Below are 16,223 nucleotides of genomic sequence, written 5' to 3'. Positions count from 1 at the left end.
TGCTTCGACCCACCCGGCGACGTCTTCGGAGGACGCGGGCCCGCCCATCCCGGAAAGCGGTCGCTGCTCCGGGACGGGGGAGAAAAGTATCCGGCGGATACTCGGATACCGAGTGCTCACGCCGACTCCCCGCTGCGGCGGCGACCCGACGCGGCCAGGGCCACGCGGTGCGTGACCCACGCCGGCGTGCGCGTTCCAAGGCGGCAGGCAGGCTCCGAGCGCGCGCGGTCCGAGCGCGCGGCCCGAGCGCGCGCGGCCGTCAGCGGTGCGCGATCGCGGTCGTCATGCCGCCGTCGACGACGAACTCGGCGCCGGTCGTGTACGCCGACTCGTCGCTCGCGAGGAACACGACCGTGCCCGCGACATCCTCCGGCAGGGCGGGCCGCCCGAGGGGGATCGACAGCGCGTCGGGGTCGATGCGCGTCGTCATGTCGGTCAGGATGAGCCCCGGATGCACCGAGTTCACGCGGATGCCGCTCGGCCCGAGCTCGACCGCGAGCGATTTCGTGAGCCCGCGCACGCCGAACTTCGAGGCCGTGTATCCGTGCAGCCGCTCGCTGCCACGCAGGCCCTCGACCGAGGACACGTTGACGATCGACCCGCGGCCGGCGGCCTTCATCGGCGGCACCACCGCGCGACAACCGAGGAACGTGCCGGTGAGGTTGACCGCGATCACGGCGTCCCACTTGGCGAGCGTGAAGTGCTCGATGGGCGCGGCGTTCGCGATGCCGGCGTTGTTGATGAGCACGTCGACCGACCCGAAGGCCTCGAGCGTGCGCGCGACGATGTCGGTCCAGCCCCGCTCGTCGGTCACGTCGAGCTGCTCGAACCTGGCGCGGTCGGCGCCGAGCTCCGCCGCGAGCGCAGCGCCCGCGTCGTCGAGCAGGTCGGCGATCACCACGCGCGCACCCTCGGCGTGCAGCGCACGCACGTACGCCTCGCCGAGGCCGCGCGCGCCGCCGGTGACGATGGCCGTGCGGCCGTCGAGTCGAGTCATCCGTTCAGTCCTTCCAGTCGGCCACGCTCTCAGTCGGCGGCGCGTGCGAGACGCGCCGTTCGGAAACGCAGCGGGTCGGCGACGCGTCAGTCCGCGACACGCACCACGAGCCGGCCGGTCGTCGTCCCGCCGGCGAGCCGCTGCACGGCGGCGGGTGCGTCGGCGAACGGCACGACGGCTTCGACGACGGGCGCGATCGCACCGGATGCCGCGAGCCTCGCCAGCTCGTCGTGCGCCTCGCGCACGAGGTCGGGGCGGCGCTGCTGGTACAGCGCCCAGTGCAGGCCGAGCACCGAGTAGTTCTTGACGAGCGCGTGATTGGCGCGCACCTGCTGCATGGTTCCGCCGGCGAAGCCGACGACGACGATGCGCCCCTCGAAGGCGATGCACTTGGTGGATGCCTCGAACGCCTCCCCGCCGACCGGGTCGAACACGACGTCGGCGCCGTGGCCTCCGGTGGCGGCCTTCACGCCCTCGACGAGGTCGTCTCGGCCGCGCACGAGCACCAGCTCTGCACCGGCCTCGCGGGCGACGGCCGCCTTCGCCTCGCTGCCGACGACGCCGATGACCCGCGCACCCGCGGCCACGCCGAGCTGCACCGCCGCCGAACCGACCCCGCCTGCGGCGGCGTGCACGAGCAGCCACTCGCCCGCGGCGAGCGCCGCGCGCCGGTGCAGGCCGAACCAGGCGGTCTGGTACGCGATCGTGAGGGCCGCCGACGCCTCGTCTGAGAGCGCCTCGGGCGCCGGCCGCACCGCGACGGCGGGCAGCACCGCGTACTCCGAGAGCACGCCGATCGCCGAGCCGACGACCCGCTCGCCCACGGCGAGCGCGGGGGCGGCGGGCGCTGCGCCGGAGGCATCCGTGATCGCCGAGGCATCCGCACCGATCTCGACGACGTCGCCCGACAATTCGATGCCTGGCGTGAAGGGCGGCTCGGGTCGCACCTGGTACTCGCCGCGCGCGAGCAGCACGTCGGGGAAGTTCACGGCTACCGCGCGCGTGCGCACGAGCACCTCGCCGGGACCGGGCACGGGCACGGGCACTTCGCGGAGCTCGAGCACCTCCTCGGGCTCGCCGTTGCGCGTCACCTGCCACGCGCGCATCGTCGCGGGGCGGCTCATCGCGCACCCCCGCCTACGGCGGCGGCGCTCGCGCCGTCGTCGCTCGCGCTCACTCCGCCGGCCGTCGCACGGATGCCGCTCAGGAACAGGTCGGTCAGCTGCTCGGCGACGAGCCCCCGACCTTCGGGCCCCTCGGGCGAGTACCAGTGCGAGAGGTAGTGCACGTCGCTGAAGAAGTTGGCGATCAGCACCGAGCGCGGGATGTCGGTGCGGTACCGGCCCTCCTGCTGGCCGCGCTCGATGAGCGCGGCGAACTCGTCGTGGTACTCGCGGCGGCGGCGCGTCACCTCCTGCTGGCGGGGCGCGGTGAGCATGTGCATGCTGCGGAAGAACACGGTGCCCTCCGGCAGGAAGTCGATCGACGTCTCGATCACGTCGACGCACACGTCGTGCAGCACCTGCTCGGTCGGCCCGCCGCGCGCGATGATCTCGTCGAGGTGCGCCTTCTGCAGCGACAGCATGCGGTCGTAGATCGCGAAGAGCAGGTCGTCCTTCGACTCGAAGTAGTGGTACATCGCGCCCTTGGTGACTCCGGCGGCCTCCACGATCTGCTGCACGCTCGTGTTGGCGTAGCCCTGCGCGGCGAACAGCTCGACGGCGGCCCTGGTGACTTCGTCGGCGACGTTGACGTCCTTCATGCATCCATCCTTCACCCGACGGGGCGGATCGAGCCGCCGCCGTCGATCACGAGGGTCTGGCCGGTGATCCACGCGGCGTCCTCGGAGAGCAGGAACGCGACCGGGCCGGCCACGTCCTCGGGCACGCCCAGCCGGGCGAGCGGGTATTCGGCGGCGACCTCGGCCTCGCGGCCCTCGTAGAGCGCGGTCGCGAACGCGGTCTTGATGACGGCGGGCGCGACGGCGTTGACGCGGATGCCGGGCGCGAGCTCGTGCGCGAGCTGCAGCGTGAGGTTCACGAGGGCCGCCTTCGAGATGCCGTAGAACGCGATGCCGGGGCTGGCAGCGAGCGCCGAGATCGACGCGAGGTTCACGACCGAGCGGCTGAGACCGGATGCCACGGCGTCGCGGGTCCACTCGAGCGTCGCGATCACGTTGACCTCGAGGATCTTGCGCGCCGCCGCGACGTCGACCTCGCGCAGCGGGCCGTAGACGGGGTTGATGCCGGCGTTGTTGACGAGGTGGTCGAGCCGGCCGTGGCGTTCGGCGACGTGCGCGAAGACCGCGGCGCGGTGCTCGGCGTCGTCGGCCTTGCCGGCGACGGCGCACGCCCGGGTCGCGCCGAGCTCGGCGACGGCCGCGTCGAGCGAGTCCTGCTTGCGTCCGGTGATGACGACGGATGCCCCTTCGTCGACGAGCCGTCTCGCGACGGCGAAGCCGATGCCGCGGCTGCCGCCGGTGATCAGGGCGACACTGCCCTCGAATCGCTGCACTGGGATCCCCTCGGTGTCATCGGTGCATACCGTCTGGTCGGTATGACCGTATCACGTCGCATTTCGTTTCGACGCCAGGCCCGGTACGCCGGTCATCGCCGGCAGGGACATCCCTACACCCCGCGGTCTTCTTGTGGACTTGTAACGGGTCGAAAAGGCGACAAGTCAACCAAGCAACAAATCGACACGGTGGACAAGGCGACGATGGACAAATCGGCAAGGCTACAAATCGACGAATCCACACAGCGACAGAGTGCGAAGTGAACGGGGAGGCGTCCGGCTGCGCCGGAAAGCGAGGGATCGAGCGGGGCCACACGTCGACGAATCGATACGTCGACAAATCGACCGGTTACAAGTCCACAAGAAGACCGCGGGCCATGAGCGCGTGCCCCGGCGACCGCTCCCCAACAGGGCCGCCGCTGCGAGCGACATCCTCAACGAGGCGGAGGGCGGCGGCGCCGCACTGCACCGCCTCTAGGGTCTTGGGCATGAGAATGACCCATCCGACTCGCGTGATACGAATCGACTACGAGACCGACCGCATGGTGGGTGTCGTCGCCCGTCTGCTGCGGCGCACGAAGAAGGACCTCGTCGATGCTGCCGTCAGCGCCTACGTCGCCGCCCACCGCGAACGCATCGAGGTCGCCCTCGCCCATGCGAGCGAGCGCATCGACGAGGTGCGTGACCCCGACATCCGCGACCCGCGCACGGGGCTCACGCGCGCCGAGGCGGCCGACCTCTTTCCGTGGAACCGCGACTGATCCGGCCACTCCGCCACGGCGAGGGGCGGGCGTAGGGTGGAAAGACCGTGACCACGCTGCCCTTCGCCCCAGCCCGCCCATGGCGGATGTGGCTCGTGTGGTCGGTCGGCGTCGTCGGCTACATGCTCTCGGTCACGAACCGCACGTCGCTGTCGGCCGTCGGCGTCGACGCCGCCGTGCGATTCGATGCGGATGCCTCGGCCCTGTCGATGTTCGCCGTCATCCAGCTCGCCGTGTACGGCGGCATGCAGATCCCCGTGGGCCTGCTGCTTGACCGGTTCGGCGCGCGGCCGATCATCACCGCGGGCATGCTGCTCATGGTCGCCGGCCAGGTCGTCATGGCGTTCGCGTCCGACGTGGGCATCGGCATCCTCGCGCGCGTGCTCATCGGTGCGGGCGACGCCGCGGTCTTCCCGAGCGTGCTGCGGCTGATCGCGACCTGGTTCCCCGATCGCCGGGCGCCGATCATGGTGCAGATGACGGGCATCCTCGGCCAGGCCGGGCAGATCGTCTCGATCATCCCGCTCGCGGCGCTGCTGCACGCCACGAGCTGGAGCGTCGCCTTCGGCAGCCTCGCCGGGCTCGGCCTGCTCTTCGCCGTGCTCACCTTCGCGATCGTGCGCAACCGCCCGCCCGGCCGCACGCAGGACGTCTCCGTCGACACCGAGACGGGCGCCATCCGGGTGGTCACGAGCGCCGCCGACCTGCGCGAGGGCTTCGTGCAGTCGTGGGGGCATCCTGCGACCCGCCTCGCATTCTGGTCGCACTTCACGACGCCGTTCGCGGGAACCGCGTTCGTCATGCTCTGGGGTTTCCCGTTCCTGACCGCGGGCGAGGGCCTGTCGCCCGCGACCGCGTCGCTCGTGGTCACCGCGTTCGTCGTCTTCGGCATGGTCGCGGGCCCGGTGATCGGCGCGCTGTCGAGCCGGCATCCGATGCGCCGATCGATGATGCTCGTGCTGCCCACCGTCGCGTTCCAGGCGCTCGCGTGGCTCACCGTCATCCTGTGGCCCGGGCCCGCCCCCATCTGGCTGCTGTTCGTCCTCGCATTCGCGCTCAGCACCGGCGGCCCCGCTTCGATGATCGCGTTCGACCACGCGCGCACGTACAACCCGAGCCACCGGCTCAGCACGGCGACGGGCATCGTGAACGGCGGCGGCTTCGTGGCGGGCCTGCTCGCGATCCTCTTCATCGGCGTCGCGATGGACCTGCAGGGCGCGGGCTCGCCCGCGACCTACTCGCTCGAGGCGTTCCGCATCGCATTCCTCACCCAGTTCCCGCTGTGGGCGATCGGCTCGGCGTTCATCCTCTACGAACGACACCGCACCCGCGTGCACATCGGCCTCACGGAGCCGCGCGCTCCGCGCGGCAAGCGCCCGTCGGTCGAGTAGCGACGACGGAGCGTATCGAGACCACCCGCCGCGGCCCGCCACCGCGCCGATCCGGGGGCCAGCCGGATGCCACGCCACCCGGCCCCGCCCATAGCGTCGAGGCCATGACCTCCTCCGCCGCCTTCGCCCGTACCTGGCTCGCGACGCTGATCGGCTGCGTGCCGCTGCTCGTGCTCCTGCTCATCCCCCAGCTCATGCGCAGCCGCGCCGGTTCCGAGCAGGGGCTCATCCTCGGGGTCGGCCTGCTCCTCGCCCTGCTCGTCGCGGCGTATGTCTTCGCGCCGGCGATGAGCGCCTGGCTGGCGCCGACCGCCGGCTGGGCCCCGCGACGGGCGATGGGCGCCGCGCGCCGCGCGTGGGCCGCGGCTCCCGGCTCTGCCGCGCTCGCCCTCGCGGCGAGCTTCGTCGTCTATGTGGCGGGCCAGGTCATCGGCTACGCCCTCGCCGAAGCCGTCCCCTACGTGTCGGCGAACCCGGCGTACGTCGAGGGCGGTGCGGCCTCGCCGTGGGTCATCGACTACCCCGCGTACGTGCTGCAGGCACTCGTGCTCTACGCGTTCACGACCCTCGCGGTCGCACTGTGGGCCTGGCGGATGCGCGGGCTGCACCTCGCCGCACGCCGCACGACGGCGTTCACGCCGGTGGCCGGGGCGCGGCAGCAGCTCAGAGCGGATACCCGTACTCGCTGAGGAACAGCCCCGCGGACACGGCGGCGTAGAGCAGGAACGTGCCTGCGACCCACGGGCACGCCCACCGGCTCGTCGCGTACTCGGCGCGGCGGAGCGCGGGGAGCATCGCGATGAGGCCCGCGACCTGGACGAGGCTGAGCAGCAGGTAGGACCAGTCCTCGAAGATCCAGGCGAGCGGGATGAAGTGCAGGGCGACGCAGAGTCCGATCCACCAGCCGTACCAGCGCGTCTGCTTCCTTCGCGCCAGCAGGAGGCAGCCTCCGCCGATGAGCACGGCCTCGGCGAGCACGATGACACCGAACACCCAGTAGCGCCCGTCCAGCGCCGTCGGCGTCGCCCAGTTGCGCCAGACCACGACCCCGAACGCGCCCGCCAGGAGGAACCCGAGCACCGATCCCGCGCCCCACACCGGTCGCAGGCGGGGCTTCGGGTCCTCCTGCGACCAGCCGAACCACCCGGCGGCCATCAGCGCCAGCCAGGCGATCGCGAACGCCTGGTCGCGGAGGTAGTCGGTCAGCATCGTCTCTCCCTCTGGCTTCGGCCTCGGCGCCGCCGCCGCCCGAGTATCCCACCCCGCCGGCAATCCGGAGGACGGCGATGTCTTTCGCCGTCATCACGCCAGTCGCGGGGACGGAACCGCTACGCCGACTCGCGCACCACGAGCTCGGTCGGCATCGTCATCCGGGCCGCCGGCTGCCCGTCGATGACGTCGAGCAGCAGCCGCACCATCTCGCGCGCGATGCGGTCGAACGGCTGGCGCATGGTCGTGAGGGCGGGTTCGACGCGGGTCGCGATGGGCGCGTCGTCGAAGCCGGCGACCGCGACGTCCTCGGGCACGCGCAGGCCGGCCTCGCGCAGCACGTCGAGCGCGCCGGCGGCCATCGCGTCGTTCGCGGCGAACACCGCGTCGAACTCGACGCCGCGGCGCAGCAGTTCGCGCATGCCTCGCTCGCCGCTCGCGCGCGAGTAGTCGCCCTCGACCACGAGCCGTTCGTCGTACTCGTCGCCGAGTTCCAGCCGGTAGGCCTCGAGCCGCTGCGTGCCGCCCGAGGTATCGGACGGGCCGGTGATCGTCGCGATCCGGCGCCGGCCGTGATCGCGCAGGTAGGCGACCAGGTCGCGCGCGCCCTCGAGGTCGTCGGCCGCGACGTACCCGACGCGCCGCTCGTAGCCGAGCGGCACGCCGCACGCGACGATCGGCACCTCGGCCGCGACGAGGTCGGCGAGGAACCCCTCGCGCCCACGGTGAGACGACACCAGCAGTGCGCCGTCGACGTGGCCGCCCATGATGAACTCGGTCGCACGGCGCTGCTCGGCGTCGGAGCCGGCCATGAGCAGCACGAGCGGCAGGTCGTGCTCGGCGAGCGCCGCGGCGGCGCTGCGCATGAGCGCCGAGAAGTTCGGGTCCTCGAAGAGGCGCTCATGCGACTCGGTCAGCAGGAACGCGATCGAGTTCGCGCGCGCCGTCGCGAGGTTCCTGGCGTGGGGGTTGATGCGGTAGCCGGTCTTCTTGATCGCCGCCTCGACGGCGCTGCGCGCCTCGGGGCTGACCCAATGGCCGCCGTTCAGCACCCGGGAGACCGTGCCGCGGGAGACGCCGGACTCGCGCGCGACATCCTCGATCGTCGGCCGCTTCCGCGGCGCCTGCTCTCCCACCCTCGTCAGTGTAGGGCGGCGGCTCACGCCTTGACCGCGCCCGCCGCGAGGTCGACGCGCCAGTACCGCTGCAGCACGAGGAACAGCGCGACGAGCGGCACGATCGACACCAGCGCGCCCGTGATCACGAGGGTGTACATCGCGGGCACGGTCGCGCCCTGGTTCAGCAGGCCCGAGAGCCCGACCGTGATCGGGAACAGCCGGTCGTCGCCGAGCATGATGTACGGGAGCATGAAGTTGTTCCACACCGCGACGAACTGGAACAGGAAGATCGTCACGAGCCCGGGCGCGAGCATCGGCAGCGCGATGCGGTGGAAGATCGACAGCTCGCCCGCTCCCTCGGTGCGCGCGGACTCGATGACCTCGGTCGGCACGGCGGCCGCCGAGTAGATGCGCGCGAGGTAGATGCCGTAGGGGCTGATGATCTGCGGCAGCAGCACCGACCAGTACGTGTTCGTGAGGCCGACCTGCGCGAGCAGCAGGTACTGCGGGATGGCGAGGATGACGCCCGGCACGAGCACGCCCATGAGCAGCACCTTGAACACGACGCCCTTGCCCGGGAACGTGTACTTCGCGAGCGCGTAGCCCGACAGTGCCGAGATATAGGTCGAGACGATCGCGCCGACGCCCGCGTAGAGCGCGGTGTTCAGCATCCACCGCCAGTACAGGCCGTCGCGGTAGGCGCTCAGCTCGACGAGGTTGTCCCACAGGTGGGTCGACGGCGCGAACGTGAACGTCGAGAACAGCTCCGAGGCATCCTTCGTCGACGCGATGAGCACCCACGCGACCGGCATCAGGCAGTAGACGGCGCCGATCAGCAGCACCGCGGTCGAGCCGACCGACACGGGCACGCGATGCCGCGTGACGGCGCGCCGGTCGCGGCCCTCGCGACGGCGGGCGGATGCCTCGCGCTGCACGATCGCGGACGTCGAGGTGGAATCGAGGGTGGTCGACATGGCTCAGTCCTCCTGGCCGAAGGCGCGGCGCTGCACGACGCGCAGGAAGAAGAAGGAGATCGCGAAGGTGGCGATCGCGATGATGATCGAGGTCGCGGCGGCCGAGTAGATGTCGTCGCGCGTGAAGGCGTCGCGGTAGACGAGCATGAGCGGCGACCAGCTCGTCGAGAGGCTGTTGGTGAGCGGGCGGAGCGTCGTGGGCTCCGCGAACACCTGGAGCGTCGCGATCATCGAGAACAGCGCGGTCATGACGAGGGCCGGCGCGATGATCGGGATCTTGATGCGCCACGCGATCTGCCACTCGCTCGCGCCGTCGATGGTCGCCGCCTCGTAGATCTCCTGCGGCACCGCCTTCAGCGACGTGTACATCACGATCATGTTGAAGCCGACGCCGCCCCAGAGGCCGATGTTCGCGATCGCGAAGACGACGAGTCCCGGCGAGAGCAGCGACGGCACCTCCCAGCCGAGCTGTTCGAACACCCAGTAGAACGGGCTCACGGCGGGCAGGTAGAGGAAGCCCCAGAGCAGCGACGAGATCACCGCGGGCACCGCGTACGGCAGGAAGATCGAGACGCGGCTGAAGCCCTTGGCTCCCGTGCGGCGCGCATCGAGCAACAGGGCGAACAGCAGCGCGAGGCCGAGCATCGTGGGCACGAGGATGAGGCCGTACACGAGCACGCGGCCGACGCTGGCCGCGAACTCGGGATCGGTGAACGCCGAGACGTAGTTCTCGAGCCCCGCGAACTGCAACGACTTGCCGCCGGAGCCGAGGCCGAGGCCCTTCACGACCTCCTTCTGGAAGGAGAGCACGAGCGTGTAGACGATGGGCGCCGCCATGAACAGCGCGAACAGCACGATGCCGGGGGCGAGCATCGCGTAGGGCACGAGGGCGGCACGTCGCCGGGTCGAGGCGCTCATGCGGGGTCCTTTCCTGAAGATCGGCGGTCGAGTAGCGACGAAGGTGCGTATCGAGACCAGGGGATGGGGTCTCGATACGCGCTTCGCGCTACTCGACCGACGGCGGGTGTTATTCGGCGACCGTGAAGCCGCTCGACTCGAGGTCGTCGACCGTGACCTGCTGCATCGCGGTGACCGCCGCGAGGAACGCGTCGACCGTCTTCGCCTCGGCGGCCTTGGCGAACTCGTCGTTGTAGGCGCTGAAGGCCACGTTGACGTTGGGTCCGTAGGCGAACGGCGCGACCGCGTCGGCGGCCTGCGCGGCGACCTCGTAGAAGTCGGGCTGGTTGCTGAAGAACTCGGGCGCTTCGGTGAGCACGGATGCCGCGGCCGCGGTCGCGGCCGGGTAGATGCCAGCCTCGTCGACGAGCGCCTGGACGGCCTCGGGGTCGGTGTTCAGCCAAGTGGCGAACTCGACGGCGGCTTCGGCGTGCTTCGACTGCGTGGTCACCGCGGTCGAGGATCCGCCCCAGTTGCCGTTGGCGACGTCGCCGTCCCAGGTGGGCAGCGGTGCGGCCTTCCAGAGCCCGGCCGTGTCGGCGGCGTTGCCCGAGAGCACGCCGGGGCCCCAGACGGCGCCGAGCCATCCGGCCTGCGAACCGTCGTTCAGTCCGGCGTTCCACTCGGGGGTGTACATCGGCTTGTTGTCGATGACGCCCTCCTGCACGAGGCCGCCCCAGTACTCGGCGACCTGCTGGGTGGGCTCCTCGTCGATGCCGACGCCCCAGGCCTCGCCATCGATCGACCACCACTGCGCGTGCGCCTGCTGCGCGAGGCCCGCGAACCAGCCGGCGTCGTTCGCGGAGAACGTGCCGAGGTACTTCGACGGGTCGGCCGCGTGCAGGGCGCGAGCGGTCTCGGCGTACTCGTCCCACGTGGTCGGCACCGAGAGGCCGTACTGCGCGAAGAGGTCCTCGCGGTAGAAGAACATCATGGGGCCGGTGTCCTGCGGCACGGCGTAGACGGCGTCGCCGCCGAGCGTGACCGAGTCCCAGACGCCGTCGGGGAACTCATCGGCGATGTCGGATCCACCCGCACCCGAGATGTCGGCGATGGCGTCGGACGCCACGAGGGTCGGGATCTTCTGGTACTCGGCCTGGATCAGGTCGGGCGCGCCGCTGCCGGCCTTGATGGCCGTGAGCAGCTTGGTGATCGCGGGGTCGCCGCCGTCCTGCTTGTTGACGGTGACCTGGATCTCGGGGTGCTCGGCGTTCCAGATGTCGGCGACCTTGTCCATGTTGGGCGCCCAGGTCCAGTAGGTGAGCTCGATGGGGTCGTCGGCCGACCCCTCGGACCCGCTGTCGGCTGCGCAGCCGGTCATGATCAGTGCGGCTGCGGCGACGGCGACCACGGCGCCGGTGCGGAATGAAGCTCGCATTCGTCCTCCTTGTCGAAAGCTGTGATTGCGGATGGCCCGTGGCCCGCGCGACCGGAAGGACGCCAGCGTGCCTGTGAGCGATCCCAGTAATACACAGCCGCGCTGCGCTGTCAACTTCGCGAAGTTGGAATATCACTGCGGTGAACTGCTGTGCTAGAACTGTGAGCGCACACAGAATTCAAGGGAGAACGCCATGCCTTCGCAGCCCGCGATCCGGCCCGCGCTGCTCGAGGTCGTCCACGAACCCTGGGCCGAGCCGCTGACCCGACCGGCCATGGCCCGGGCCGTCGACCGCCACGCGCGCATCGCGCTCACCAACCGCTACGTCGAGGTCGCCGGCCGCCCCGCGATCCCCGTGTCGGGCGAGCTGCACTACAGCCGCATCCCCCGCGCCGAGTGGGCCGAGCGGCTGCGCCTCATGCGCTCGGGCGGCGTCACCGTCGTCGCCGCCTACGTCCTCTGGAACCACCACGAACCCGAGCAGGGCCGCCCGACCTTCGAGGGCGGGCTCGATGTCGCGGCCTTCGTGCGCACGGCTGCCGAGGCCGGCCTCGACGTGGTGCTGCGCATCGGCCCGTGGTGCCACGGCGAGGTGCGCAACGGCGGATTCCCCGACTGGGTGCAGGAGGCGCCCGTCGAGCATCGCACCGACGACCCGGCCTACCTCGCCCTCGTCGACCCGTGGTTCGCCGCCCTCGGCGCGCAGGTCGCGTCGCTCTGCGGGCCCGAGAGCAACGTCATCGGCATCCAGCTCGAGAATGAGCTCTACGACCAGCCCGGCCACCTGGTCACGCTGAAGCGGATGGCCCGGCGCCACGGGCTCGTGGCGCCGATCTACACGGCGACCGCGTGGGGCGGCGCCGACCTGCCCGTCGGCGAGGTGCTCCCCCTCTACGGCGGATACGGCGACGGCTTCTGGGTCGACGCCGACCACGACTGGGACACCACCTTCCGCGAGCACTTCTTCTTCTCGCACACGTGGGACGACCCGGGCATCGGCGCCGACCTGCGCGCGCACCCCGGCATCGGCCGGCGCCCGGAGACGCCGCGCCTTCCGTCGGCGTCGTTCCCCGCGGCGACCTGCGAGCTGGGCGGCGGCATGGCCACCGCCTACCATCGCCGGCCCCTGGTCGGCGGGGCGGATGTCGCCGCCGTCGCGCACAACAAGATCGGCAACGGGTCGGGCTGGCAGGGCTACTACATGTACGCGGGCGGCACGAACCCGCGTCCCGCGCTCCAGGAGTCGCACGCGACCGGCTACCCGAACGACCTGCCGGAGTTCGACTACGACTTCCACGCCCCGATCGGCGCGGCGGGCCGGCTCTCCGACGGGCATGCGGCCCTGCGCCGCCAGCACGCCTTCCTCGCCGCCTTCGGCGACCGGCTCGCCCCGATGCCCTCCACGCTCCCGTCCAACCACCCGACGAGCGTCGACGACACCGAGACCCTGCGCTGGGCCATCCGCAGCGACGGGGCATCCGGCTGGCTGTTCATCACCTGGCAGCAGCCGCACGTGCCGCTGCCGACGATCCGCGACGCGCAGTTCGCGGTGACGCTCGACGACGGCGAGCGGATGCTTCCGCACCGGCCCGTCGACGTCGCCCCCGGCACGATCGCGCACTGGCCGCTGAACCTCGAGGTCGGCGGCGTGCGCCTCGACTGGGCGACCGCGTCGCCGCTCACGGTGCTCGACGGCGGCGAAGCCCGTGTCGGTGCCGACGGCGCGGTGCCGACGCTCGTGCTCGTCGCCGAGGCCGGTATCCCGGTCGAGCTCGCGACGATCGCGACGGTGCTGTCCGCGTCCGACGCGTCGGCGGATGCCCCGCGCGACGCGCCGTCACCGGCCTTCGTGACCTACCCCGCACCCGATGTGATCGTGGTCGACGCCGAGCAGCCGCGGCTGCTCGAACTCCGCCAGGGTCAGGGGCGGCTGCGCGTGCTCGTCCTGCCCGCGGCCTCCGCCGATCAGGTGTGGGTGCTCGACGCGAGCGGTCGCCGCCGGCTCGTGCTGTGCGCCGACCCGGTCTTCGAGGACGAGCGGGGGCGCCTGGCGGTTCGCGCGTCAGCGGCGCCCGACGTGCTCGAGTACTCCACGGGCATCGGATGCCTCGAGCCCGTGGCCGTGGCGATCGAGTCGGCCGACTCCTCGAAACCGGTCGGGCGCGTGGCATCCGTCGCGGTCGGCGAGCCCACGCCCGGCACGCCGCCGCCGGCGAGCTACGGCGAGCGCCACGGTCGCGCGTCGGCGCCCTCGCGCGACGAGGTGGCGCGCCACGGGACCTCCTGGACGTTCGCGCTGCCCGCGTCGAGCGGTGCGCGCCGCACGCTCGAGGTCGACTGGGCCGGCGACGTCGCGCGACTCGAGGTCGACGGGGTCGTCGTCGCCGACCGCTTCTGGGACGGCACGCCGTGGACGATCGGCCTCGACGCGCTCGACCTCGCCGACGACGCTCAGCTCACGCTGCGCATCGTGCCGCTGCACCCTGACGCGGCCGTGCACCTGCCCGAGGTCGCCGCCGCACGGCGCGCCCTCGTCGACGACCCGCTCCTCGCCCTCGACGGCGTGACCGTCGTCGAGGCGCCGCTCTGGACGGAGCTGCCGCCGGTCGAGTAGCGACGATCCGCCGGCTTCCCGCCGGCACACCACCGCAGCGTCGCGGTCGGTCCGCCTCCGGGCGGCACGTCCTCGCCGTTGCCGAACGAGAGGAAGTGGAACCGTGCACCGACGAAACCTGAGGACCGCGGCGATGGCGATGGCCGCCACCGCCGCGGTCGCCGCCTCCGCCATCGCGGCGCCCGCCGCCTGGGCGGACGAGACGGATGCCCCGGTCGAGGCCGGCATCTTCGTGCCGAAGGTCGAGGGCCTGGCCGACGACTTCGCGATGGGCGTCGACGTGTCGACCGTGCTGTCGCTCGAGGAGAGCGGCGTCGTCTTCCGCGACGCGACGGGACAACCGGCCGACCTGTTCGACGTGCTCGCCGACTCCGGCGTCAACTCCGTGCGCGTGCGGGTCTGGAACGACCCGTTCGACGCATCCGGCCGAGGCTACGGCGGCGGCAACGTCGACGTCGACCGGGCCGTCGAGATCGGCGAGCGGGCGACCGCGGCCGGCCTCGACGTGCTCGTCGACTTCCACTATTCCGACTTCTGGGCCGACCCGGCGCGCCAGCTCGCGCCGAAGGCGTGGGCGGGCCTGACCGACGAGCAGACCGTGACGGCCCTGCACGACTTCACGACCGGGGCGCTCCAGGAGTTCGAGGATGCCGGCGTCGACGTGCGCATGGTGCAGATCGGCAACGAGACGAACAACGGCATCGCCGGCCACACGCGCCCCGGGCGCGAGATCGACGCGCAGTTCGCGGCGCTCGTGCAGGCCGGCAGCTCGGCGGTGCGCGAGGTGCTGCCAGACGCCCTCGTCGCCGTGCACTTCACCAATCCCGAGACCGCGGGCCGCTACGCGACGTACGCCGCAGGGCTCGAGGCATTCGGGGTGGACTACGACGTGTTCGCGAGCTCCTACTATCCCTACTGGCACGGCACGGTCGAGAATTTGACCTCGGTGCTGACCGGCATCGCGACCACGTACGGCAAGCAGGTCATCGTCGCCGAGACCTCGTGGGCGCACACCCTCGAGGACGCCGACGGCTACGGCAACGTCATCGGCGAGAGCGGCATCACGGGCCAGTACCCCGTGAGCGTGCAGGGCCAGGCGAGCGAGCTGCGCGACGTCATCGCTGCCGTCGCCGCGGTCGGCGACGCCGGCGTCGGCGTGTACTACTGGGAGCCCGCGTGGCTGCCGGTCGGCCCGGCCGCCGAGGTCGAGGCGAACCGGGTGCTGTGGGAGCAGTACGGCTCCGGCTGGGCGACGAGCGCCGCGAGCGACTACGACCCCGTGCACGTCGGCGAGTCCTTCGGCGGCTCGGCGTGGGACAACCAGGCGCTGTTCGCAGCCGACGGCACCGCGCTCGAATCGCTGCGGACGTTCGCGTACGTGCGCACGGGCGCCGTCGCGCCGCGCGCGATCGTGTCGGTCGAGGAGCCGTCGCTGATCGTGGTCGACGTATCGCCGGTCGAACTGCCGACGACCATCGAGGTCGCCTACAACGACGGCACGACCGAGCATCCCGCGGTGACGTGGAGCCGTGCCGTCGACTGGATCCGCGGCCCCGGCGAGTACTCGATCCCCGGCACGACCGAGACCGGGCTCGACGTGACGGCGACCGTCACGGTCGAGGCCGAGAACTTCGTGGTGAACCCGGGCTTCGAGAGCGATGACCTGAGCGCGTGGACGATGACCGAACCGGCCGCTCGCACGGAGACCGCGGATGCCGCCGCAGGCGATTTCGCCGTCACCTTCTGGAACGGCTGGGACTACCGGACGTCGGTCTCGCAGCGGATCGAAGGCGTCCCGGCCGGCACCTACGTGCTGTCGGCGACGACGCAGGGCACGAACAGCCCCGACACCGACGTGCGCACGCTGACGGCGACGACGTCGGCGGGTTCGTGGTCGGGTGCGCTCGGCTTCACGGCGTGGAACGAGTTCCACACGACCGAACTGCCCGAGGTGATCGTCGGCGACGACGGCGTCGTGGAGGTCTCGGCCTCGTTCGACCTGTCGGCCGGTGCCTGGGGCGTGCTCGACGAGGTGCGCCTCGTCGACGCCGCGTCGGTCGGCGGCGGATCGGAGGTCGACACCGCATCGCTCGAGCGCGCGCTCGCACAGGCTGCCGCCGTCGATCGCGACCGGTACACGGATGCCTCGCTGGCGAAGCTCGATGACGCCGTCGCGGTCGGGCAGGTCGTGCTCGCCGCATCGAAGGCCACCGAGCGCGACGTGAAGGACGCGACGAAGATCGTCGAGAAGGCGGTGAAACAGCTCAAGGAGCCGAAGCCCCGCCAGTAGCCGTCCCCGGCGGTCGAGTA

At 71.5% G+C, this 16,223-nt stretch carries 14 protein-coding genes; 5 read left to right on the top strand and 9 right to left on the bottom strand.

Annotation, left to right across the window (positions count from 1 at the left end):
* Positions 1-259: 259 nt before the first annotated feature.
* The 4 genes from GE115_RS09105 to GE115_RS09090 all read right to left on the bottom strand — a co-directional run bounded on the left by GE115_RS09105 (position 260) and on the right by GE115_RS09090 (position 3,511).
* Positions 260-997 carry a glucose 1-dehydrogenase gene (locus GE115_RS09105; protein WP_153684487.1) on the bottom strand — a complete coding sequence of 246 codons (738 nt, stop codon included), beginning with the start codon at positions 995-997 and terminating at the stop codon, positions 260-262.
* Positions 998-1,083: 86 nt separating this feature from the next.
* Positions 1,084-2,121 (bottom strand): NADPH:quinone oxidoreductase family protein, encoded by a 1,038-nt coding sequence (locus GE115_RS09100; protein WP_246190667.1) that lies wholly within the window; start codon positions 2,119-2,121, stop codon positions 1,084-1,086.
* The gene (locus tag GE115_RS09095) at positions 2,118-2,759 is read right to left on the bottom strand and encodes a TetR/AcrR family transcriptional regulator (protein WP_153684486.1); all 642 of its coding nucleotides are present in this window, start codon (positions 2,757-2,759) and stop codon (positions 2,118-2,120) included. The genes GE115_RS09100 and GE115_RS09095 overlap by 4 nt, the downstream gene beginning before the upstream one ends.
* 11 nt (positions 2,760-2,770) lie before the next feature.
* Positions 2,771-3,511 (bottom strand): SDR family oxidoreductase, encoded by a 741-nt coding sequence (locus GE115_RS09090; protein ID WP_376765704.1) that lies wholly within the window; start codon positions 3,509-3,511, stop codon positions 2,771-2,773.
* A 488-nt stretch (positions 3,512-3,999) separates the two neighbouring features.
* On the opposite strand from GE115_RS09090, the gene GE115_RS09085 reads away from it, so the two are divergent.
* The 3 genes from GE115_RS09085 (at position 4,000) to GE115_RS09075 (ending at position 6,352) form a co-directional block, all read left to right on the top strand.
* Positions 4,000-4,272 (top strand): hypothetical protein, encoded by a 273-nt coding sequence (locus GE115_RS09085; protein WP_153684485.1) that lies wholly within the window; start codon positions 4,000-4,002, stop codon positions 4,270-4,272.
* Positions 4,273-4,358: 86 nt separating this feature from the next.
* Positions 4,359-5,663 carry an MFS transporter gene (locus GE115_RS09080; RefSeq protein WP_153684638.1) on the top strand — a complete coding sequence of 435 codons (1,305 nt, stop codon included), beginning with the start codon at positions 4,359-4,361 and terminating at the stop codon, positions 5,661-5,663.
* Between the two features lie 104 nt (positions 5,664-5,767).
* Positions 5,768-6,352, top strand: coding sequence for a hypothetical protein (locus tag GE115_RS09075; RefSeq protein WP_153684484.1), 585 nt, complete (start codon positions 5,768-5,770; stop codon positions 6,350-6,352).
* On the opposite strand, the gene GE115_RS09070 is transcribed toward GE115_RS09075, so the two are convergent.
* From GE115_RS09070 to GE115_RS09050, 5 genes are all read right to left on the bottom strand, one after another.
* The gene (locus GE115_RS09070; protein ID WP_153684483.1) at positions 6,327-6,872 is read right to left on the bottom strand and encodes a hypothetical protein; all 546 of its coding nucleotides are present in this window, start codon (positions 6,870-6,872) and stop codon (positions 6,327-6,329) included. The genes GE115_RS09075 and GE115_RS09070 overlap by 26 nt on opposite strands.
* Before the next feature lie 119 nt (positions 6,873-6,991).
* The gene (locus GE115_RS09065; RefSeq protein WP_312855042.1) at positions 6,992-8,008 is read right to left on the bottom strand and encodes a LacI family DNA-binding transcriptional regulator; all 1,017 of its coding nucleotides are present in this window, start codon (positions 8,006-8,008) and stop codon (positions 6,992-6,994) included.
* 23 nt (positions 8,009-8,031) lie between these two features.
* A complete protein-coding gene (locus GE115_RS09060) occupies positions 8,032-8,964 on the bottom strand; it encodes a carbohydrate ABC transporter permease (protein ID WP_153684482.1) in 933 nt (310 codons plus the stop codon).
* Between the two features lie 3 nt (positions 8,965-8,967).
* Positions 8,968-9,882, bottom strand: coding sequence for a carbohydrate ABC transporter permease (locus tag GE115_RS09055; protein ID WP_153684481.1), 915 nt, complete (start codon positions 9,880-9,882; stop codon positions 8,968-8,970).
* 109 nt (positions 9,883-9,991) lie between these two features.
* Entirely contained in the window at positions 9,992-11,299 is a 1,308-nt protein-coding gene (locus GE115_RS09050) for an ABC transporter substrate-binding protein (RefSeq protein ID WP_153684480.1), read from the bottom strand.
* Positions 11,300-11,492: 193 nt separating this feature from the next.
* Between GE115_RS09050 and GE115_RS09045 the strand changes: the two genes are divergently transcribed.
* Together GE115_RS09045 and GE115_RS09040 are read left to right on the top strand one after the other, a co-directional pair.
* Complete coding sequence (locus GE115_RS09045; protein ID WP_153684479.1) at positions 11,493-13,913, top strand: beta-galactosidase; 2,421 nt, start codon at positions 11,493-11,495, stop codon at positions 13,911-13,913.
* Between the two features lie 133 nt (positions 13,914-14,046).
* Positions 14,047-16,203, top strand: a complete 2,157-nt coding sequence (locus GE115_RS09040; protein WP_246190666.1) for a glycosyl hydrolase 53 family protein — start codon at positions 14,047-14,049, stop codon at positions 16,201-16,203.
* Positions 16,204-16,223 lie beyond the last annotated feature (20 nt).

Origin of the sequence: Agromyces agglutinans, from assembly GCF_009647605.1 — a bacterium.
Lineage (GTDB): Bacteria > Actinomycetota > Actinomycetes > Actinomycetales > Microbacteriaceae > Agromyces > Agromyces agglutinans.
Note: the sequence above shows the minus strand (reverse complement) of the source record. Positions and strands in the feature narration are given on the sequence as shown.

Excerpts from the sequence above, each read along its gene's own strand:
- GE115_RS09105 (WP_153684487.1), bottom strand. The coding sequence starts at position 997 with ATGACTCGACTCGACGGCCGCACGGCCATCGTCACCGGCGGCGCGCGC.
- GE115_RS09100 (WP_246190667.1), bottom strand. The coding sequence starts at position 2,121 with ATGAGCCGCCCCGCGACGATGCGCGCGTGGCAGGTGACGCGCAACGGC.
- GE115_RS09095 (WP_153684486.1), bottom strand. The coding sequence starts at position 2,759 with ATGAAGGACGTCAACGTCGCCGACGAAGTCACCAGGGCCGCCGTCGAG.
- GE115_RS09085 (WP_153684485.1), top strand. The coding sequence starts at position 4,000 with ATGAGAATGACCCATCCGACTCGCGTGATACGAATCGACTACGAGACC.
- GE115_RS09080 (WP_153684638.1), top strand. The coding sequence starts at position 4,359 with ATGTGGCTCGTGTGGTCGGTCGGCGTCGTCGGCTACATGCTCTCGGTC.
- GE115_RS09075 (WP_153684484.1), top strand. The coding sequence starts at position 5,768 with ATGACCTCCTCCGCCGCCTTCGCCCGTACCTGGCTCGCGACGCTGATC.
- GE115_RS09070 (WP_153684483.1), bottom strand. The coding sequence starts at position 6,872 with ATGCTGACCGACTACCTCCGCGACCAGGCGTTCGCGATCGCCTGGCTG.
- GE115_RS09060 (WP_153684482.1), bottom strand. The coding sequence starts at position 8,964 with ATGTCGACCACCCTCGATTCCACCTCGACGTCCGCGATCGTGCAGCGC.
- GE115_RS09055 (WP_153684481.1), bottom strand. The coding sequence starts at position 9,882 with ATGAGCGCCTCGACCCGGCGACGTGCCGCCCTCGTGCCCTACGCGATG.
- GE115_RS09050 (WP_153684480.1), bottom strand. The coding sequence starts at position 11,299 with ATGCGAGCTTCATTCCGCACCGGCGCCGTGGTCGCCGTCGCCGCAGCC.
- GE115_RS09045 (WP_153684479.1), top strand. The coding sequence starts at position 11,493 with ATGCCTTCGCAGCCCGCGATCCGGCCCGCGCTGCTCGAGGTCGTCCAC.
- GE115_RS09040 (WP_246190666.1), top strand. The coding sequence starts at position 14,047 with ATGGCGATGGCCGCCACCGCCGCGGTCGCCGCCTCCGCCATCGCGGCG.